The sequence below is a fragment of the Thioalkalicoccus limnaeus genome (assembly GCF_041197575.1).
Classification (GTDB): domain Bacteria; phylum Pseudomonadota; class Gammaproteobacteria; order Chromatiales; family Chromatiaceae; genus Thioalkalicoccus; species Thioalkalicoccus limnaeus.
This window is the reverse complement of record NZ_JBDKXB010000039.1, coordinates 1-22,375: the sequence shown is the minus strand read 5'-3', so window position 1 is coordinate 22,375 and position 22,375 is coordinate 1. Positions and strand designations below refer to the sequence as shown.

The 22,375-nt window shown below is 64.7% G+C and carries 8 protein-coding genes; 3 read left to right on the top strand and 5 right to left on the bottom strand.

The window, feature by feature from the left end:
* The 3 genes from ABC977_RS16875 to ABC977_RS16865 all read right to left on the bottom strand — a co-directional run.
* Window positions 1-516 (bottom strand): DUF2201 family putative metallopeptidase (locus ABC977_RS16875; protein WP_439849203.1); only part of this gene is annotated, 516 nt, incomplete at its 3' end.
* Entirely contained in the window at window positions 503-1,612 is a 1,110-nt protein-coding gene (locus ABC977_RS16870) for an AAA family ATPase (protein ID WP_369668450.1), read from the bottom strand. The genes ABC977_RS16870 and ABC977_RS16875, both read right to left, overlap by 14 nt.
* Window positions 1,613-1,637: 25 nt before the next feature.
* On the bottom strand, window positions 1,638-2,753 hold the full coding sequence (locus ABC977_RS16865; RefSeq protein WP_369668449.1) for a hypothetical protein: 1,116 nt from the start codon (window positions 2,751-2,753) through the stop codon (window positions 1,638-1,640).
* A 456-nt stretch (window positions 2,754-3,209) separates the two neighbouring features.
* Between ABC977_RS16865 and ABC977_RS16860 the strand changes: the two genes are divergently transcribed.
* A complete protein-coding gene (locus ABC977_RS16860) occupies window positions 3,210-11,540 on the top strand; it encodes a SpvB/TcaC N-terminal domain-containing protein (RefSeq protein WP_369668448.1) in 8,331 nt (2,776 codons plus the stop codon).
* Window positions 11,541-11,686: 146 nt separating this feature from the next.
* On the opposite strand, the gene ABC977_RS16855 is transcribed toward ABC977_RS16860, so the two are convergent.
* Window positions 11,687-12,118: a putative toxin-antitoxin system toxin component, PIN family gene (locus tag ABC977_RS16855; RefSeq protein WP_369668447.1), complete on the bottom strand. Its 432-nt coding sequence runs from the start codon at window positions 12,116-12,118 to the stop codon at window positions 11,687-11,689.
* 2 nt (window positions 12,119-12,120) lie between these two features.
* A complete protein-coding gene (locus tag ABC977_RS16850; RefSeq protein ID WP_369668446.1) occupies window positions 12,121-12,393 on the bottom strand; it encodes a type II toxin-antitoxin system Phd/YefM family antitoxin in 273 nt (90 codons plus the stop codon).
* Between the two features lie 679 nt (window positions 12,394-13,072).
* Here ABC977_RS16850 and ABC977_RS16845 point away from each other — a divergent pair.
* Window positions 13,073-13,471: a glycoside hydrolase family 75 protein gene (locus tag ABC977_RS16845; protein ID WP_369668445.1), complete on the top strand. Its 399-nt coding sequence runs from the start codon at window positions 13,073-13,075 to the stop codon at window positions 13,469-13,471.
* A gap of 289 nt (window positions 13,472-13,760) precedes the next feature.
* On the top strand, window positions 13,761-22,375 hold an 8,615-nt coding region (locus ABC977_RS16840; protein ID WP_369668444.1), incomplete at its 3' end, for a neuraminidase-like domain-containing protein.

Sequence of the window (22,375 nt, the reverse complement as noted above, 5' to 3'; positions counted from 1 at the left end):
GAGCCGCGCCGCGCGCGGCGGGCGGCGATCGTCGACCGCGCGATAGAGGCGCTCGACATCCCATTCGAGCAGGGCTTTGTCGACCGGTTCGCTCAGGTTCAGCGTAAGGCCGAGCAACTGATCCAGATACACGGCCGCCGGCGCCAGGCGCAGCCAGCCGAGATGGCTCAAGGTGCTGTTGACGATCGCATCGGCGCAGACGTTGAACAGGTGCCGATCCAGATCGCCGAGCTGACGCTGCAAGTCCAGAAGACGCTGCGGGTGGCGCAGGGCGACATGCAATACCTCGTGCGCGACCAGGCCGATCTGTTCCGGCAACGGCAAGCGCGCGAAGGCCGGGGCGTAGAAGATGGTCGTCCCATCGGTCGCGATCGGCGTCGCCCCGGGTCCCTGCTCGATGTCCTGATGGCGGATCCACAAGGCCAACCCACCGGTCGCGGGCGCGTATTCGATGATCCGCTGGATCGCGCGGCTCCCGCGGTGGCGCGACCAACCGGGCGGATCAGGATTCGCCATCCGCGTCTCGCCGAAGCTGCGCGTAACGCCGGTACGCGGGGCTCGCGAGCACCGCCGCCTCGAGCCCACGTTCGAGGGCGCGTTTGAGCAGCAACTCCATCGCCAGGGTCTGGGCCTCGCGGATCGGAAGCGCAACGGCACTGCGGATATCGGGAAACTGTTCGATGATCTCGATCGCGCGCGCGACCGGCCGGGCCTCGCCGGCGGCCGCGACCAGCCCGTAGATGAGGCCATAGAGCCCATCGAGACTGGTCGGCAGGCGTTCCGCCGTCTCGGCACCGGGACGGCAGGCCAGGAGTTGCATCACATCGACGCCGGCCTGAATCTCGCGCAGCACACCGAAAAACTCGGCGGCATTGGCCGCGCCGATCCGCCCCTGGACGAAGACCCGCTTGGCCGCGTCGGACAGGTTCGAGCGCAGGACGTTCGAGATGTCTTCCCAACCGCGCGGGCTCGCACCGATCAGGTAATCGTTGGCCAGTTGCGCCTGGGTATCGTCGAGCTTGTCCGGGCGGACCTTCAAGTAGGCCAGGATCTCGGGGGCGAAGCCCATCGCGAGGCCATGATCCAGAAAGGCCTCGATCGCGGTTTGCACATTGAAATGGAACAGGCGGTCGGCCAGCGCAGTGCCCATGTCATGACTGACGGCCCCGTGGGCCGCGGCATTGCCGGCGGCGATCACTTGCCAGCCATCGGGCAACCGGTAATGGCCGACGCGCCGGTCCAGGATCAGCGAGTAGGCCGAGATCTGCAGACGCTGATCGGCGGCCGTCAGCTCATCGAGGAACAGGATCCCTTCGGGCAGATCCGACGTCGGCAAGAACTCCGGCGGGAACCAGACCGTCTTGGCCTGTCGGTCATCGGCATAGATGGCACCGCGGATATCGACCGGCTCGATCGTCGTCAGTCGCAGGTCGATCAGTGGGATCCCGAAGTGCCCGGCGACCTGCTGCACGACCGACGATTTGCCGACACCGCGCGGCCCCCACAGCATCGACGCGCGCCGGCGCAGGACCGGGTCGGCATACTGTTCGATCAAGGCGGCCTTGGCCGTCGCGATCGACACCGCCGGGATGTTCATCGGATCACCGATCATGACGACCTCGCGGCGCGCATCCGGGTCACGCGGCCGGCGGTGCCGTCGCCGAAGCGAACGGCGACCAGGCATCGGCTGGCAGCCGCCGCGGCCAACCCGGCGGCATCAGGATCAGGCGGTCGGCGAACAGCGGCAGGGCCAACAGCAGCAGGACCGGCCAGAAATAGGCGAGCATGAAGAACACCGACTCCTCCGAGACCCCCGATGCCAGCAGGATGGGTCCGGCCACGACGATCCCGAATTGCAGCAGGATGGCCACGAGACCGCGCACGAAGACCTGGCGGCGCACCACGCCGAAGCGCTCGTGGTACGCGCTCGGCGACTCACTCAAGACCGCGGCCAGATGCGCGACCGTCTGGGTGACCTTCGCGACGATGTCCTGGCTGCGCGCGGGCTCCTGCCTCGCGACGACGATCGTCGTGCGCCACGCCTCGGCATAGTAGCGTTGCAGGTAATGCCACGAACGGCCGAGGACCGCCAACAGATCCGGCGGCAACCGAAGCCGCACCGCCGGCTCCGGGCGCAATTCCAGCCAGACCCGACGCGGGCGCGTCGTTTCGGCATCGAGGGTCAGCCGCAGCACACCGCCGATGACGGCTTGCGCATCGGTCAGGACCGGTGGCACCAGCCTACCCTCGGTGGAACCCGCGCCGGCGTTTCCGTCGGCCTCCGCCGACCTGTCGTCCTCATGCGGCCGCGGTGCTTCTCCGACCTGGTCCGGGGCCACAGCGACCAAATCCCCGCGAGCACCCCCCGGCGCCGTATCGGCGATGGTCGGAGCGAAACGGTAGTTGAACGCGATCAGGATGCCGGCCGCGACCCGAAAATGGGCGGCCGGCGCAAAGGACAGGACCCGATCGAGCAGCCCCGCCGGATCGGTCCCCTCGGCCGTCAGCGTCGCCGTCAAACCGGAGGCCGCAGTCACGGATCGGACCAGACGATAGCGATCGGCGTCGGGTGACTCCAGCGTCAACAGCTCCCGCAGCCCCCCCGGTAGGTTCCCGTCCGAGATCTCGAGCGCCTTGAACACCAAGCGCCGCGCCGACCGGTCACTGGCGGCGAGATCCAGCTCCCGCCCAGCGCACACGAAGGGATCGATCAGCTCGATGATCTGATGATGGGTCAAGGGGTTCGCCGTCATGCCTCGCAGCTCGATCGGCACCAGCGCCGGGATTCGCCGTGCACGGACAATGGCGGCCGCGTCCCCCATTATTCAAGCGTGCCCATGGTCGATCGACGGTGCGCCGCGTGCCACGGGCCGTGAACCGCTGACGTCAGCCGGGCAGTTTTTCAACACCAGCGCCATGCCCCCGCACGAGGCGTCGAGTCGGACAATCCTCCTCGGCCAGACGAGGCGTGATGCCGGCGCAACAATAGGTAGAGTCCTGTCCAATCATGGCCTTATCTCCTCAACGCGACACGCGAGGCTCACCGAAAAGCAATATTGACTACTAACTTCCTGGAAATTACGGGTTGCGCGTTGCGGTTTTGCTGCTAGCCTGATGTGTATTACAGCGCCGCTGTAGCCCCCAAGGCTGGCGCGGGACCTCGTGTTTCGTGCGATTCGCTTCCGTCACAGCCTTCCGGGAGGTGTGCGTTGTACGTCTCCGATACTGCTCAGCCGCGCGGTCATGAGACCGCCAAATCGTCGGAAGGCTTTCAGCAAGAGGCGCCGACCGTGACCCTGCCCAAAGGCGGCGGCGCGATTCGCGGCATCGGCGAGAAGTTCGCCGCCAACCCGGTGACCGGCACCGGCTCCATGTCGGTACCCATCCCAACCAGTCCGGGCCGATCGGGGGTCGGGCCCCAACTCTCCCTCACCTACGACTCCGGCGCGGGCAACGGACCGTTCGGTTTCGGCTGGAACCTTTCGCTGCCGTCGATCACTCGCAAGACGGACAAGGGCCTACCCCAGTATTTCGACGCCGTCGATTCGGACATCTTCATCCTCTCGGGTGCAGAGGATCTGGTGCCCGTCCTCGTGCAAGGTGCCACTGGCGAGTGGATACCGGAGGCCCCCCCACGAGAGCGGACGGTCGATGGCAAGACCTACCGTATTCGCCGCTACCGCCCGCGCATCGAGGGCCTGTTCGCGCGGATCGAGCGTTGGACCAACACGGCCGATGCCAGCGACGTCTTCTGGCGTTCCATATCGAAGGACAACATCACCACCTGGTACGGCAGGACGGCCGACAGCCGCATCGTCGATCCCTCCGACGCCACGCGCATCTTCAGCTGGCTGATCTGCGAGACCCACGACGACAAGGGGAACCTGGTCGCCTATGGCTACAAGCCCGAAGACTCAAAGCGGATCTTCGAAGACTCGGCTGGGAAGCCTGTCACCAAGGCCCACGAGCGCAATCGCTCCGACGAAAGCCGTGCCGCCCAGCGCTACATCAAGCGCATCCGCTATGGCAATCGCGCGCCTTTCCTCCCCGCGCTGAAGGCCGACACGGCCTGGCCCGAGCCCCCGGCCGCCCCCTGGCCCAAGGCTCCGGGCACCCAGCCGCTCGACGGCAGCGACGACTGGATGTTCGAGGTCGTCTTCGACTATGGCGAGCACTACGCCGACACCCCGGTGCCCACCGAAGCGCGCCCTTGGCCCGCGCGCCCCGACCCCTTCTCCTCCTATCGCGCCGGCTTCGAAGTCCGCACCTACCGGATCTGCCAGCGCGTCCTGATGTTCCACCACTTCCCGGGCGAGGCCGGCGTGGAGCGCGATTGCCTGGTGCGCTCGACCGACTTCACCTACACGGACGAGGTCAACCCGACCGATGCCCGCAATCCCGTCTACACCTTCCTGAAGGCCGTCACCCAGACCGGCCATCGCCGCCATGGCGACGGCTACGACCACCGCAGCCTGCCGCCGGTCGAGCTCACATACACCGAGCCCACCGTGCAGGAGACCGTCGAGGAGGTGGATCCGACAAGCCTGGACAACCTGCCCATCGGCCTGGACGGCAGCGCCTACCGCTGGACCGACCTGCATGGCGAGGGCATCCCCGGCATCCTCACCGAGCAGGCGGGCACTTGGTTCTACAAACGCAACCTCAGCCCCATCAACGAGCGCCCCGGCCACGGGCCGGACGGCCCGGATGGCCCCGGGCACATCTCACGCCGGCCCCATGTCGAGGCGGCCTTCGCCCCGCTCGAAACCGTCGCCCTCAAGCCCAACGCCACGCTCGGCGCTGGCGCGGACTTCATGGACCTGGCCGGCGACGGCCAGCCCGATGTCGTGCTGATGGAAGACCCCACGCCTGGCCTCTACGAGCACGACGAGGCCGAAGGCTGGCAGCCCTTCCGCCCCTTTACCTCACGCCTGAACCGCGACTTCCGCGATCCGAATCTCAAGCTCGTCGATCTGGACGGTGACGGCCACGCCGATGTGCTCATCACCGATGATGACGCCCTCGTCTGGCACGCCTCGCTCGCCGAGGCGGGCTTCGGCCCGGCCCGCCGCGTGGCGCAAGCACTCGATGAAGAGAAAGGCCCGCGCGTCGTCTTCGCCGATGGCACCCAGTCCATCTATCTGGCCGACCTCTCCGGCGATGGCTTGACCGACATTGTCCGCATCCGCAACGGCGAGGTCTGCTACTGGCCCAACCTCGGCCATTGTCGCTTCGGTGCCAAGGTGACGATGGACAACGCGCCCTGGTTCGACCACCCGGACCAGTTCGACCACAAGCGCATCCGCCTCGCCGACATCGACGGCAGCGGCACCACCGACATCATCTATCTGCACCGCGACGGCGTGCGCCTGTACTTCAACCAGTCCGGCAACGGTTGGAGCGAGCCGCAGGTACTCGAGGTTTTCCCGCGCATCGATGACCTGGCGAGCATCGTGCCCGTGGATTTGCTCGGCAACGGCACCGCCTGCCTCGTCTGGTCCTCGCCCCTGCCGGGCGACGCACGGCGCCCGATGCGCTACGTCAACCTGATGGGCGACCGCAAGCCGCACCTGCTGGTCAAGACCGTCAACAACCTCGGCGCCGGGACCCGCGTCGACTATGCCCCTTCGACCAAGTTCTACCTGCAGGACAAGCGCGACGGCAAACCCTGGATCACGCGGCTGCCGTTTCCCGTGCACGTGGTCGAGCGCGTGGAGACCATCGACCACATCAGCCGCAACCGCTTCGTCACCCGCTACGCCTACCACCACGGCTACTTCGACGGCGAGGAGCGCGAATTCCGCGGCTTCGGCATGGTGGAGCAGTGGGACACGGAGGAATTCGCCACGCTGACCGCCGAGGGGACAGAGCCATGGGCCACCAACCGCGATCCTGCCTCGCACGTGCCCCCGGCGCTCACCCGGACCTGGTTCCACACCGGTGCCTACCTGGACCGCGATCACATCTCGCTGCAATTCGAGGACGAGTATTACCGGGAACCCGGCCTGAGCAAGGGGGACGCCGGCAAGCTGCTGCTCCCCGATACCACCCTGCCCAAGGACCTGCCGCCCGAAGAGGAGCAGGAGGCCTGCCGCGCCCTCAAGGGCATGATGCTCCGCCAGGAGGTGTACGCGCTGGATGGGACGCGTACGGACGAGTACCCGCACGGCCATCCCTACACCGTGGTCGAGCAGGACTTCACGATCCGCCACGTGCAGCCGCGCGCCGGCAATCGGCACGGGGTCTTCTTCACCCATCCATGCGAGGTCATTACCTATCACTACGAGCGCAAGCTGGCGCCAGTCCTGAACGGCAAGATCGTTGATGAGGTCACGGCCGCGAACGACGCGCGCACCGAGCGGCTTCCCGACCCACGGGTCCAGCACGCTTTGACGCTCGAGGTGGATCCCTTTGGCAACGTGTTGAGGGAAGCCGCGATCGGCTACGGCCGTCGCTGGCAGGATACCGCACTTCCCAACGACGCCGATCGGGACCAGCAGACTCGGCTTCTCATCACCTACACCGAGAATCGTTTTACGAAGAGCCATCAAACCGGCCTCGAGGTGATTGATCTGCCCGACGGCTACCGCAAGCCTCTGCCCTGCGAGTCTCGAACCTACGAATTGACGGGCTTCAAGCCGAAAAGCGACGCCCGCTTCAGCTTTGATGAATGCCTTGCATGGCCAGGCCCGGCACCCGAGATCCCTTACGAGCAGGCTGCCGACCCGACGAAGCAGCAGAAGCGGATCATTGAGCACACCCGCACCCTCTATCGACCCGATGACTGCGGGGTCGCCCGGAACGACCCGCTGGCGCTGCTGCCGCCGGAGAGGTTCGAGCCGCTGGCCCTGCCGGGCGAGAGCTACAAGCTGGCCTTCACGCCGGGGCTGTTGGCACAGGTCTACCAGGTCTACCAGCGCAACGGCCAACCGCTGCTGCCCGACCCTGGTGCCGTCCTCCGCGGTACCGCGGGTGACCAAGGCGGCTACGTCGACCTGGACGGCAACGGCCACTGGTGGATCCCCTCGGGCCGGTCCTTCTATCACCCGGACGAAGTGACGGCCGCCGTCGAGTTGGCGGAGGCACGTGATCACTTCTTCCTGCCGCGCCGCTACCGCGATCCCTTCGGCCAGAAGACCGTCGTTACCTTCGATTCCCACGACCTGCTGATGGCCGAGACCCGCGACGCACTGAACAACCGCGTCACCGTGGACGCCAACGACTACCGCGTGCTGCAGCCGCGCCTGGTCAGCGACCCCAACCGCAACCAGACCGAAGTCGCCTTCGATACCCTCGGCATGGTCGTCGGCACCGCGGTCATGTCCAAGCCCACCGACAACCCGCGCCGGGGCGACCGGCTCGATGTCCTGTTCTCGCCCGATCCGTCCCAGGGGATGTTCGATGCCTTCATCGACAAGCCGCGTGAAGCGTCGCCCGATCCGAAGGCCAGCGCGGCGACCGAAGCCGCCCACGACCTGCTCGCCAACGCGACGACGCGCATCGTCTATGACCTGGACCGGTTCAAGCGCCTGCGCGAGCCGCCCTTCGCCGCCACCATCGCGCGCGAAACGCACACCAGCGACCTGGAACAGGACGCAAAGAGCAACCTGCAGATCAGCTTCAGCTACTCCGACGGTTTCGGCCGCGAGATCCAGAAGAAGATCCAGGCCGAGCCCGGCCCGCTGGTCGAAGGCGGCCCCGACATCAGCCCGCGCTGGGTCGGCAGCGGCTGGACCATCTTCAACAATAAGGGCAAACCGGTCCGCCAGTACGAGCCCTTCTTCAGCAAACGGCAGCGCCCCGACGGCTCCCTCGACAGCGATCACCGCTTCGAATTCGGGGTGCAGGTCGGCGTCAGCCCGATTCTGTTCTACGACCCCGCCGAGCGCGTCGTCGCCACGCTGCATCCCAACCACAGCTGGGAGAAGGTGGTCTTCGACCCCTGGCAACAAACGACCTATGACGTCAACGACACGGTGCTCTTCCCCGTGCGCGCCAACAACCCACTGCGCGATGCCGACGTCGCCGGCTACTTCGGTCGCCTGCCGGATACGGACTACCTGCCCACCTGGCACGAGCTGAGAACCCAGCCTGCCCATGCCGCAGCCTTCGCGAGCCGTTACCCGGCCGCCGAGGATCGCCAGAACGAAACGAAGGCTGCCGAGGGCGCCGCGGCCCACGCCGACACCCCCACCACCGCCCACTTCGACGCCCTTGGCCGACCCTTACTGACAGTCGCGCGCAACCGCGTGATCTGCGAAGGCCATCTGCTCCACGACAAGCCCGACGAGCAATTCCGCACCCGCGTCGAGCTGGACATCGAAGGCGACCAGCGCAAGGTGTTGGACGAGCGCAAGCTGCCCGACGCCGACAACCTGCCCCTGGGGGCGCTGGAGCAGCGCATCGTCATGCAGTACGCCTACGACATGCTGGGCAACCGCATCCACCAATCGAGCATGGAGGCCGGCGCGCGCTGGATGCTCAACGACGTGACCGGCAATCCCATCCGCGCCTGGGACAGCCGCGGGCACGACTTCACGACCAAATACGACGCGCTGCGCCGCCCGATCGAACAGTACGTGCGCGGGAACTTCAGCGACCCGGATCCGCTGAAACCGAACTCCGATCCGCGCACGCTGAATCCGCCAAACGAGCCCGGTCTGCTGGTGGACAAGTTCGAATACGGCGAACCGCCGGCGGGTGCCACTCCGGCCCAGGAAGCCGAAGCGCAGCGCCTCAATCTGCGGACCCGCATCTATCGGCATTCCGATCCCGCAGGCGTTGCCACCAACGCGCGACTGGACGCCAATGGCAAGCCGACCGAAGCCTACGACTTCAAGGGCAACCTGTTGCGCAGCACGCGGCAACTGGTGAGTGACTACAAAGCCATTCCCGACTGGTTGCGGAATCCCCGCCCGAAGCTCGACGCCGAGACCTTCGAAGGCCGCACCCGCTACGACGCGCTCAACCGCCCGATCCAGTCCGTCGCCCCGCACAGCAGCCTGGGACGCGGTGAATTCAACGTCATCCAGCCGGTATTCAACGAAGCCAACCTGCTGGAACGGGTGGATGTCTGGCTGGAACGGGCGGCAGAGCCGGACAAGCTGCTCGACCCGAGCGTCGAGGCGCCGTCACCGGTCAGCGTCGCCAACATCGACTACGACGCCAAGGGCCAGCGCACCCTCATCGACTACAAGAACGGCGCAACCACCTTCTACAGCTACGATCCGCTCACCTTCCGCCTCACCCAACTGCTGACCAAACGCAAGCTAGCGGACTTCCCCCGCGACGACCCGCAGGTCGTCGACCCCGATTGGCCCGGCAAGCAGGTGCAGAACCTGCACTACACCTACGACCCCGCCGGCAACATCACGCACATCCGCGACGACGCCCAGCAGGCCATCTACTTCAAGAACCAGCGCGTCGAGCCGAGCAACGACTACGTCTACGACGCGCTCTATCGCCTGATCCAGGCCGAGGGCCGCGAGCACCTCGGCCAGGCCGGCGCGCCGATCCCACATGCCTACAACGATGCCGGACGCGTCGGCATCCTCAGCGCCAATCCACCCGGCCGCTTCGCACCCAACGACCGCACGGCGATGGGCCGCTACACCGAACGCTACGTCTATGACGCGGTCGGCAACTTCCTCCAGATGCAGCACGCGCGAGACGACGCTGCCGTGCCGGACTGGACGCGCGCCTATACCTACGGCGAAGCCAGCCTGATCGAGCCCACCAAACCGAGCAACCGACTGAGCAGCACCACCGTCGGCAACGCCCCGCTGGAGTCCTACAGCCACGACGCCCACGGCAACATGCTGGGCATGCCGCAACTGCACACGATGCAGTGGGACTACCGGGACCAACTGCGGATGACGCAGCGGCAGAAGGTCAACGACGAGGACGCGGAGGGCGCCGAGCACCACGGCGAGCGCACCTGGTACGTCTATGACGCCTCAGGGCAGCGCGTGCGCAAGGTGACGGAGCGGGCCAATACAGGTGCCAACCCCGGCGGCATCAAGGACGAGCGCATCTACCTCGGCGGGTTCGAGGTGTTCCGCAGCTATCAAGGTCCGGCCAACGCGCGCACGCTGAAACTGGAGCGTGAAACGCTGCACGTGATGGACGACAAGCAGCGCATCGCGCTGGTGGAGATGCGCACGCTGGGCGATGAGCAGGACGTACCGCAGCGACTGATCCGCTACCAGCTAGGCAACCACCTCGGCTCGAGCAGCCTGGAGCTGGATGAGCAGGCAGAGATCATTTCCTATGAGGAATACGCGCCTTACGGCAGCTCGACCTATCAGGCCGTGCGTAGCCAGACGGAGGCCGCGAAGCGGTATCGGTATACGGGGAAAGAGCGGGATGAGGAGAGTGGGTTGTATTACCACGGGGCGAGGTATTACGCGGCGTGGGTGGCAAGATGGATACGATGTGATCCTGCGGGAATGGTAGATGGTGTCGCCTTATATACCTACTGCGCTGGAAACCCCATGATTTATAAAGATGGCAATGGGAGACAAAAAGTCGCAAGTAGTCCATGTCATTCCAATACGTGCCACATTGCTCCTCAAAGCGACGTTGATTTGAAGAAGATGATGGCCGACATGCCGCCCCCGACTCTTAACCAAGTCCAAGAGAGGCGAGAAGCGGAGACGCAGGCCAAAGAAGAAAAGGCACGCGAGGACGAGATCACGCTTCAGGCGATCACGAAGGCGGATTCAGCTTCCGGTACGGGCACAGTTTGTCAGACCGATTGTCATGGGTTGAGAGGTCTGAAGAATGTTCACGGCAACCCCGACGATCTCAATAGGGACGCGATCTTGGCCGTGAAGGCGATGGCGCTACCTGTGCTCGTGTTAGGTGGCGCGGAAGCAGTAGCAGCGCGTGGAGTTCTAGCAGGACTGGTTTTACCTACGATAGGAGGTGAAGTCGGGAGCAGAGTAGCTCATGGGGTTGCGAAATCGCTGGACGCCAGCGACGAAACAGCGGCGCTGGCAGGAGTTAGCGGTGGATTATTGGGTGCCGGCTTGGCGCTGAAGCTCCCGTCCATTGGGGCGCCAAGCGGAGCATCTGGAGTGTTACCAAAGAATTTGCAGCTTAACATTCAGAGCGCACCAACCAAAGAGAATGTTCTTCGGACTCTTCGGGCGATTGGGACAGATGAATCCCATGCCACCGCAAAGTTGATAAGTCGGGGCGAGATCAACCTTGAATTTCGTGGAGGGGCAAACCCGCTTGGTTCGCATGTTGCTGGCCTTCAACCATTTGGCACAAACAAAGTGCTAATTGCGCTAGACAAACTTCCATCAACCAATCGTGAATTGGCGGGATTGGTTGGCCATGAAGCTTTTCACTATGTTCAGGGACTAACTCCTAAGTCGTACACGTTAACGCACGAGCTCGAAGCGTACACCTGGCAAGCACGTATCACTGGTGAAGTAACGGCAGGAACATCCGACGAGTTGGTTTGGATGGAACAGAAATATCAGAAGTTGCTTACAGATAAATTGGTGTACCCGAACGTTAAGAGGTATTAGGACCGTAGGTTGGGTTGAGGACCATAGGTTGGGGTGAGGAAGGAACCCCAACGAATACGAATCGTCATCCCGAAGGACACGTTGGGATTCGCAGGCCCACATCAGCCGACGAACGGCGTGTCCCACCATGCAGCTTAGCGGGTCATTCAGACACTGCCATGCGCCGCCCAGTATTCCGCCGGGGTGCGGATCTGATAGCGGTCGCTCAGGGACAGCAGGGCCTTGTCGCCAGTGATGAGCCAATCCGCCTGCCCGGTTCGCAGTGCGGCGATCAGGGTGCCCAGCACTGGTATGTCATAGGCATCGGCGAGATCGGGCTCGTCGATGGCCTCGGGCTCGACCAGCGCGGCCTGGATTGCAAGCGCATCGATCAGGTCCTCGATCTCGTCCGCGCCGAGCCCGTGCCGGTGCGCGAGCTTGGGCAGCACGCGCCGCAGCTCGTCGAGGATGTAACCGGACAGCACGACCTCCAGCGCGCCATGCCGCCACGCGGCGACCAGCTTGCCGGGGATGCTGCCGGGGTAGGCGATGCCGGAGAGCAGGACATTGGTGTCCAGCACCACGCGCAGGGCGGGCACCGTCAGCGCCCGGCGCGGGTGTCGGCCACCGCCGCGTCGATCTCGGCCAGGCCCTCCGCCTCGGGCACGGCGGCATACCCGGCCTCGATGCGCTGGCACAGGGCGTCGAAGCGGGCCTGCATGCGCCGGATGCGCTCGAACAGGCGGGCATCCACCAGGGCGGCCACGGGCTTGCCGTCCTTCTTGATGAGGATGCTGTCGTGCCGGTACTGCACCTGGTTGAGCATCTCGCCCAGGTTCTGACGGAAGGCGACGGCGCTGGTTTCGCTGATCATGGCTCTACAACCTTTATGATCGATTCAATCATGATGGTCATTATGACCGCCATAGCAGAGCTGGACAAGGTCGCAAGTATGCCAGGCCGGAAATCACCAATTGCGAGGGCAGCGATGAGCACTTCATCATCGGATTATCGAAGCCGTGTCGGTGGAGCCCTGCTCCTGGCACTCGGAGGCTTCTCGACTGTCGCCGCCGCCGACTGTGGCCTCGCCCGGGAGCTGACCTTCGGCCACGCGGAGATCGGACCCGTCCAGGTGTTCCGTGACCCGGGCTCGCGGGCCATCGCCTTCGCCTCCCAGATGCAAGTCAACACCGACGGCGCGCCGGATTCCTATCATCCGGACGACATCGGCATCACCCATATCTGCAACGGCATCAGCGTCGGACCGAGCTGCACCTGGAAGGCCCAATGCCTGCCGGACTTCAGACAGGCCAAGGCCGAGGGCTTTCGCGGCCCGACCAAGATCTGCTTCTTCGCCATGGCCACCGACGCCCGCGGCGTGCCCATCGTCCAGGGCGCCAACGACCCCAAGCCAGGCTATTTCGTCTCCACCACGGCGCTGCGCCAGCCCGGCGCGGACCCGCGCACGCCTCGAGCCCAGCTCGACTCCAATACCGTGCCCTTCGCCGTCATCCCGACCACCTGGCAGCGCAGCGGCACGCCCGGCCCCAAGCTTGGCGATTACCGTGCCCTTCGCCGTCATCCCGACCACCTGGCAGCGCAGCGGCACGCCCGGCCCCAAGCTTGGCGATCTCGGCGTCGCCTACCGCCGCTCCAACGGCAAGCTGGCCTACTTCGTCGTCGGCGACACCGGCCCCCGCAACAAGCTCGGCGAGGGCTCCGTCGCCCTCCACCAAGCGCTCGGCAACGACCCCTTCGTCGACCGCTTCGGCAAACGCCGCGCCTACAAAGGCATCGGCGCGCGTGACGTGGTCTACCTGCTGTTCCCCGGTTCCGCCCAAGCCGTTGCGTCATTCGACGCCATTTTGATCGAGCGCGCGGCAAAGCCCTTGTTCGAACGCTTCGGCGGTATCGATCGGTTGAAAGCGTGCGCGGCATCGCTCGTCCCTTAGTTCCGATCGGAATACCGAGGCGCCGCGTCGCACCAACCTGAGTCAAGCCGGCGCTCGTGAAGGCATCAGGTGCAAGAGGCAACATGGGTGGATACCTCAGGGGCCGACGACGGATATTCAATGCAGTCCGTCAGTTGGCCAGCATAAGTACGCGGTGTATCCACTCATGACGCGGAAATCATTCATGCATGACCGACACATCACCACTATCGAATTCGACAAGCAGGGCAGCAGAGCCTTTATCCATTGCGCGAATGTATCCGGCCGGTGTGACTGAGAGGAGCAAACGATGAAGCCCGTTACGTCAAATGTCGGTCCGCGAAGCAGCCGCGAGGCGATCACCAATCTGCAGGATGCCCTGCTCCTTCTGGTGGAAGAGGGGCGAGTCCGCCTGCCGGGAGAAGAGCAGGACCAAGTGCGGGAGCAACTCCGCCAAGAGCGAGATGCGGGGCGATACGGTGAGGTAACAGGCTACTTGGTGATCAGATTCCGCGAGCAGATCGGTCACGGCGGCGGTGAGCTGCTGGACGCAAGGACCGCCGATGCGCTGAATTGGGAGCTGCGCACGATCGGTGCACTGCGCCTCGCCGTGACCGGCTTGGTGGGCCACCCGGAAGCGGGGGCGGCTGCGAATACGCTGATTTTCGCTTTCGATCCCGAGTTCTGGGGTGGGGCGCAACTCGGCGAGGCGACGACGAATGCGGATGGATGGTATCGGATCGAATACGATCCTACGCTGTACACCCGCATCGGCCCCGGCGTCGATCACACAAAGGACGGACTCGATCTGGTCGTGTTTGCATTCGACGAGACCGGTGCGATCATCGCCTCCTCCGATGTCTTTCCGGACCCGCCAGACGAGCAGGAAATCAATCTGACCATCGGCGAGGTACGCGTCCGCCCGGAGTCCCGTCCGACTCAGCCCAAACTTCGGGTGCGTGGCCTCGTCGTTGATGCCGAAGGACTCCCCGTACCCGGGGTTCTGGTCAAGGTCTCGGATCGGGACATCGGGCCGCCGCCCTATACCCTTGTGGGCAGCGAGATGTCGCGCGCGGATCCACCCGGCGTCTTCGAGATTGCCTACGATCTGCCCGCGTTCGCGGACGGCGACGCGCCGGACCGCGGCGGCAAGCTGGCGGCCGATCTGATCTTCGAGCTAGACCAGGGCGGACGTCCGATCGATGACTTCGATATCCTCCGAGTGCCGGTCGAGCGGGACGTCTCGATCACGGTCGAATTCACGATTGCCGAGGAAGAGAAGATACTCGGAATTGTCGCGCGGCCGGACGAACTGGTACGCATCGTTGCTCATGGCATCAGAGTGCCGCGCGGACAGTCCGAGTACGAACGGCTGATCGCCGAGCTTAAGCCGTTGACCAGCCGCCGAGCCCTCGCGGAGTTTGACGAGATGGGTTCGCGCGACGTGACGTTTGCGGCACGCGAGATCGGCGAGCCGGTCGCGCTCGTGACCGACCTCGTGTGGGCGCACAAGCTGACGGCAGCAGGGTTTTCCGACAGCCCTGCGGCAGCACTCTACGGATTGGCGCGCCAGCTTGGGCTAAGCGATGCCCGAGGGCTGGCCGCCCGCAATACCGGCGAGCTCGCGGCCGGGCTCGCCGCCGCCATAGCGGCGCTGATCATCCCCGAGCTTGCCGACGATCTCACCCGGATCGCCAAGACCATTCAAGCGGCGGCGGTTCGGATCGCCCTCGATGTGGTACCGACCGGCGCCAGCGGATCGATCGGCAGCATCCTTCTAGACGTGCTGCCCGAGCAAAGCAACCGCGAGATGCTGCTTGCCATGGCCGCCAATCATACCGGGACGGGCAAGGAGTTTTGGGATGCGTATCGCGCCGAGAATCCGGAAGTGCCGGTCGAAGCGGTTCAATACACGCTGCAACTCGGAGCGCTGACTTCCAATAATGCCTCGCTGGTCAACGCCCTCAAGGCAGCGGCACCCGAGGCCAAGTCACTGCGTACTCTCGCGCTGACGCTCGACCGGGGGAAGATCGAGGCGCTCGTCACGGAGAGCGGCGGCGTCCCCACGCGCGGCAGTGCCGAGGACGATCCTCCCGCTTCGGAGGCCGCATACGTGGGCGAAATCAATGGACTATTGGAGGCTGCGCATCCGACCTCCGTGGTGGCCCGACTCGCACACGCTTGGAGCCAGACCGATCCGGTAGCGGTTACCACTGCGGCTGCGGACGTGCTGTCCGCTGCCGTGCGCAAGACCGACTTCGATATCACCCGAGGCGATATCGACGACCTGATTGTTACCCACGGAGATGTGTTGTTCGAGGCCGTAGACGATCCTGACCAGCGCACGGCGGCGACCGACAGCGTCAAGCGCATTCACCGGCTCTTCAATGTGAGCTCCGATCCGGCGATCCTCGAGCGCCTCGTCCTGAAGCGCATCAACGGCGCCCTCCCACTGCGCGGCGCCATCGACATCGCCCGTTATGGGAAAGGCACCTTTATGGCCCATTTCCCGGACGCGACCGCGGATGACATGCAGGCGCTCGCTTACGTCCACGATCGCGCGCGCTCCGTCGCCGATACCGTCGCGAACCTGGTCGTCGGCCAACATCAGGATCATCGCGACGTCGTTCCCGCAGCGGCCGCGGGGCCATTGACGGCACTGTCGGAGAAGCCATCGCAGGAAGACCTGAACGTTGCCGACGCGCCCGCCGACACGCCGATCGCCGACTGGTCCGACCTGTTCGGCGGCGCCGAGATGTGCGAATACGAGGACTGCCGCTCCATCATTGGCCCGGCTGCCTATCTGGTCGATCTGTTCGAGTTCCTCGACAAACGCTGCGACCCCGACCCGACAACCCTGGTAACGCCCCTCGATGTCCTAATCGGCCATCCGACTAAGTCCCTTCAACCCGGAGGACCACCCGGGATCAACGGCATGCGGCCGGACCTCGCGCACATCAAACTCACATGCGAGAATACCAACACCACCATCCCGACGATCGATCTCATTAACGAGATCCTGGAAAGCGTCGTCGCAAGTGGTGCGGACGCGCCGGCGCTCCCCAACGAATCCTCTCCGGGCGTGACCGGGCCGGAGCTATCGGCCGCCCCGGAGCACGTGCTGGCGACGGCTTACGACGTGGTCGGCAACGCCATCTACCCGATGTCCCTGCCCTATGATCGTTTGGTTGCGAACGCACGCGTCTACCTTCGCCAGGCCGGCGCGTCTCGAGCCGAGCTGATCCGCCTCTTGTCCGACGCACCGTCAGCTGATCGGGGCGGAGCGCTCGTCGCCGAAACCCTCGGCCTCTTCCGCCGCGACTACGAGATCCTGACGTTCAAGACGCTTGCCGGCGGACCGCTGCCGACCCCGATCAAGGTCGCCGACCTCTTCGGTTTTGCCGGCACCGCCGATGAGAGCTGGATGGAACTCGCCGCAAAATCGCGAAGGCTGCTCGCCGCCCTCGAACTGACATTCGCGGAATTGGTCGCCCTCATCAGGACCCGCTTCATCGGCGGCGAGGTGCCGACCGGCCATCCGAGCGAGGTGGCTTCGCGGCTGTTCCTCACCGTCGATCAGCTCAAGACGCTGCGGGAAGCGGACTATGCGATCGAGCCCGGGTCCGAGATCGAGCGGGCTCTCAAGCTTGGAGATCTTTCGACTGCGGACGTCCACAGCTATATCGAGGGTCAACGACCCCGGCTCGCGACCACCATCGTCCTCGATCCGCCGATCGGTTGCAGCCCGGACGAGATCACGCTCAGGCATCTCGACGCCAGCCCCTTGACCGACGAGGATGAATGGTTGGCGATGCACCGGTTTGTGCGCCTTGCGCGGCGCATGAAGCTCAGCATCACCGACTTTGATGCGGCGCTCTTCGCCCTCACCGGCGACGCACGCCCGCAATTCACGCCGGTGCTGCTTGCCGACCTCGCCATCCTGCACGACCTGAAGGACCAGCTCGATCTGGATTGGCCGGTCGCGGCGAGCCTCGTTGCGCACATCGGCACGCACGGCCCGGCCTCGCTGTACGACGCGCTCTTTCCGCCCAAAGGCCTCGCGCGCGTGAACCCCGAGTTCCGGCGCGACGTGGCGGGCCAGGCGCTCACGGTCGACCGCGATATCGCCGCGGGACTGTCCGGCATGGCGGCGGCATTCGGCGTCAACGCGGACGCGCTGCGTGACCTCGCCCAAGCGCTTGGCGTGACGAGGCTCAATCTCGCCGGCGTTTCCGCTATCCATCGGGTCGTCGTGCTCGGCCGTGCCCTCGGCATCCAACCGGAAGAGATCGTTGTCATCAGCAGGTCGACCGGCGGGCCGAACTTGGCCGGTGCGCACATCGCACCGGCGGCCCTTGCCCAATTGGCATCGAAATGCCGCCACTTCTCCTCAACAGGGCTGTCGTCCGCAGCAATCGCCTACCTCACGGGCCAGCAACCGGCAGGCACCGACGGCATAGGTACGCGCTCCGAGTCGCTGAAGAAAAGTATTGCGGATCTCGCTCTGCAGCTGAAGGCGCTCGCCGAGCAAGAGGCACGCGAACAGGCCGAGGAAGCCGAGCGTGCCGAAGCACGGAGACCTTTTTTGGATGAAGAGATCGCAGCGCGGAAGTCCGCAGCCGAGCAACGCCGCCGCACCGCTGTGCTCGCCCAGTTCGCATCGGCATTTAGTCTCGATCCGGCCGTCGTCGTCCACCTGCTTGATGACACGAACGGCGACGGCGAGGCCCGCCAAGCATTGCTCCGTGATGACGGCAAGCCGGCCGTTGCCCTCTTCGCCCACCAGCTCGATACCCCTGAGCTTCAGGACGCGGCCGATCGCCTGCTGGTCGGGATCGATCGGATCGCCGTGCTGATCAAGGCGGCCAAGCTTGATCCGCAGTCCTTCGCGCTTGCTACGGGCGATGCGGCCATCATCACTTCCGACGCGATCACCGGGCTAATGGACCTCCCCTCCGGACAGGAACGCTTCAAAGAGGCGGTTGCGACGATGCTGGCTGCCCTGCCGCTTTTCGTGACCCTGCTTCGTGACACCGGCCGGCCTGCGGCGATGGCCAAGGCCATTGCGGCGCTAGCGCAAAGTGGCTGGATGGAAGCGACGTTCGCCGCTGTCGGCTCGTGGCTCGACCGTCCGAGCGCTGCAATCGCGGCGGTGCCACGTGCCGGCGCTCCCGAGTTGGACGAGGCCGTTGCGAAACAGCGCCCCGTCGCTGCGCTGGCAGCCCTGCGTGAACGTCTGTCGCTGTTACGCCGCATCGGTGCGGAACCCGCGGATGCCGCGAAGCTCACGAAGGAGCCGATCGACTTCGAGACGCTCGAACGGCTCGTCCGGGGACTATCCTCCCGCCATTCGCGGGTCGACTGGCTCGACGTGTCGCGCCAGCTCTCCGACCCGATTCGAGAGGAGAGTCGGGATGCGCTGACCGCGTTCCTGTTACAGCGCGAAAAGCTGCAGAGTGCGGAGCAACTCTTCGACCGCTTTTACATCGACGTCGGTACCAACGCATTCGTCCTCACATCACGGATCCGGCAAGCCATCTTTGCCGTCCAGATCTTCGTTCAGCGCTGCCTCATGGGCTTCGAGCAAATCCATGGGGTCAATCCGGGTCAGATCGACGTCGAGGAATGGAAGACGATCTCCCGTCGGGCCGTCTGGGCGGCCCGCGGCAAGGCGCTGCTCTACCCCGAGGAGCTGCTGCATCCCGCGTGGCGCGACAACAAGAGCGCGGCTTTCAAGAGTTTCGAGTCCGCCCTGCAACAGGGCGACATCACGCCGGCCAATGCCGAAGTGGCCTATCGCGCCTATCTCGACGCCTTCCATTCCGTGGCGTCGCTTGAGGTCTGCGGCACCTACCTGCAGGAGATCTTCGAGGGTCGGGAAGCCGAATACTTCCGCTCGGTGCTGCATGTCGTCGGCCGCTCGCGCGGAGGCGCCGCGCGCAAGTACTTCTATCGGCGCCTTAACCGCTACCGCAATGCGTATCACGAGGAATGGACCTCGTGGGAACCGATCGACGTCGACATCCAGTCGATCGAACCCGACCGGCAGGAAGCGAGGAGCGACAACAGCCCGGCGCTGCGCGAAGCCGGCGTGCACCTTTTGCCGGTCGTCTGGCGTGGCCAGTTGTATCTATTCTGGCCGGTGTTCATGCGCAAGGTCGACCAACAGTCCGAGGCACCCGAAGTCAAGAACGGCAACGCCAAGGCTGTCTACTCGCGACCCTATTGGGAGATCAAGCTTTGCTGGACGCGCAAGGAAGGCCCGGGGTGGACGCCAAAGGAGCAATCCTCCGCCCTGTTCGAGACCTGGTGGTTAACGCGCGACCACCAGCCGCCAGAATGGGACTACGACGGAACCGTCGATTACGGCGGCGGCATAACTCCAGTAACCGCCCTCCCGCGATACCCGGACCCGAATGAGTTGGTGCTCAAGGCCAATAAGGGCGAAGAATCGCTGAACATTGTCGTCGCGACCCGCAAAGGCCCGTGGGGACCGATGCCGCGCGGTACCTTTTCGTTCTCGCGCGTCGCGAGCGAGATGAAGTGCTCTCCCGGTGGAGGTGGACCCTACGGCGACCACTTCCGAGCCGTCGGGAGCAGCGGCGCGGCACCGTCGTTCATGGGATTCAAGGCGAAGGGAGCGATCAGTGTGGTCGCAACCCACAAGAAACCCAAAGGGGATGTGCTCTTCACCACATCGAGCGAGGCTCGCTTCACCACGCTAAACCAGTTCTACGCCGCCCCATTCAACGCGCCGTTCTTTGTCGACCTTAAGGATCGGGCCTATTTCGCCCAATCCAGTCTGGGTGTCTCCACCGTACTTGAGGAGGTCGAGGCCTCCGAGTCTAAGCCGGCGTTGATCCAAGCATACGAAACCCATTCCAGTCTCGTGGTTTCGGCCATCGCAGCCAAATCTAAGGAGGTGAAAAACCCCTGGGTCGACACGGCCATCTCAAAAAACAGTTCTTATTTGGCGGCGGTGACCGAGTCCGCGGACGTCGCGGCACTGAAGACTGATCTCGTCGTTGGCTCCCCTGCCAGCGAGATCGCGTTAACGCCTAAGCTCAGGCCAGACCTCGTATATCTAGGCCCGATGTTTCGGACAGTTGAAGTCCCCGGACTGAACCTGGACATAACGCCCTTCTTCCACCCGTTCGCCGACACCTTCACCGAGGTGTTGCGACGCGACGGTCTCGCCGCGTTGCTGACGCCGGAGATGCAGCGCGGAGCGTTGGGTGACACGGAGACCTTCGCCGCGCTCGCCAAACCCAACCCGGACCGGGTGACGACTCCGGACGTCGAGGGCATGGATTTCGAGCAGTCCACGCCTTACGGCAACTACAACTGGGAACTTTTCTTCCACGCGCCCATGATGCTGGCGCAAAAGCTTTTTGATAACGGCCAGTGCGACGCCGCGATCGATCTTGTCCACCGCGCCGTCTACACGCCGTTCCTAGGCGATCCGGAGGAATGCTGGCGCTTCCAAGGCTTGCGCGGCATCGCGCCGATTCGCCTCGATGCCATGCTGGCGCTGCTGTCGCGCCCCGACGCCGACGCCGAAAAGCAGAACGTTCTCGCCCAGATCGACACGATGCGCCTCTATCCGTTTCAAGCGCACCGCATCGCAAGGCTACGGCCGCTCGCCTACAAAAAATGGGTGGTCGCCTTCGACGTACGATTGCATCTGGCACTCGGCGACAGGTTCTTCAGGCGCTTCACTCCCGAGGACGTCAATCAGGCGATTCAGTATTACATGATCGCCTATCGTGAGATGGGCAGAAAGCCCGAGGTCATGGCGCGACGCGCCACGATGCCGGCGAAAAGCTACGCCGAGTTGCGCCGGGATCTCGACGAGATGGGCAATGTCATGTTCGCTGCCGAGTCGAAGCTCGCCCCGGCCCGGGGCAGCTTGGTCGCGGCGGCCGACAGCTCGGCAACTGGCATCATGCAGCGCGGCGCAATCGGCTATTTCGGCATCCCCAAGAATGAGAAACTCTTGGCCCTGTGGGACGAGGTCGACGATCGCCTGTTCAAGATCCGCAACGGCATGAACATCGACGGCGTGCAGATGCAGCTGCCACTGTTCTCTCCGCCGATCGATCCGGCGTTGCTCGCTGAGGCCATTGCGTCGGGCATCGACATCGGCGCGGTGCTCGAACAGCTTGCGCAGCCCTTGCCCAAGCATCGTTATGCCGTTATGTACGCCCGGGCAATGGAGCACGCGCAAGCCGTCGTGCGGCTCGGCGAGCTGCTGCTTGCGGCCCGGGAGAAGCGCGACTCCGAAGACCTCGCCGAGAGACATGCCCTCCACGCGAAGAACATGGCAGAACTGCTCAAGCAGACGCGCCAGCGCGAGCTTGAGGAGGCCGAAGCCAACCGTGACGCCGCGATCCACGAGGAAGACGTTGGCAAACAACGCTGGGTACACTTCGCCGAGCTCCTGGGCGAACTGCCGGAGCAGTCCTTGTTCTTCGTACCCTACCAGGCGTTGCCGGCGCGCAAACTGACGCTCGTCGACGCCGACAAGATCTCCTTCGAATCGCTGAGCGTCATTCCCGGCATCGCCAAGATCGGCAGCTTACTTGCCGGCGGGGTGGGTCTCGCCGCAGCCGCCGAGGCCGTAGACGAAAGTGCCGGCGGCATTGTCCAACTCGGGGCGGGCAAGATCCTGCAAGAGGAACAGCAAGAGCTCGAATCCTCATTCGAAGCGGTGAAGACCACTTTCGATGCCGCCGCACTCGATACCCTCGCGTCGCTGCTCGGCGTCATCCCGAACTTCGAGGCTGCCGTGAAACCGCTCGGTGCCGGTGCTGCCGTTCACCTGGGAGGCGCGTTCTTTGCTGCTGCGGCGTCCGCCAAGGCACGCAACAAGCGGGCCGCCGCCGATATGCAGAACTTCGTCGCCTCGGTCTACCGCAAGCAGGC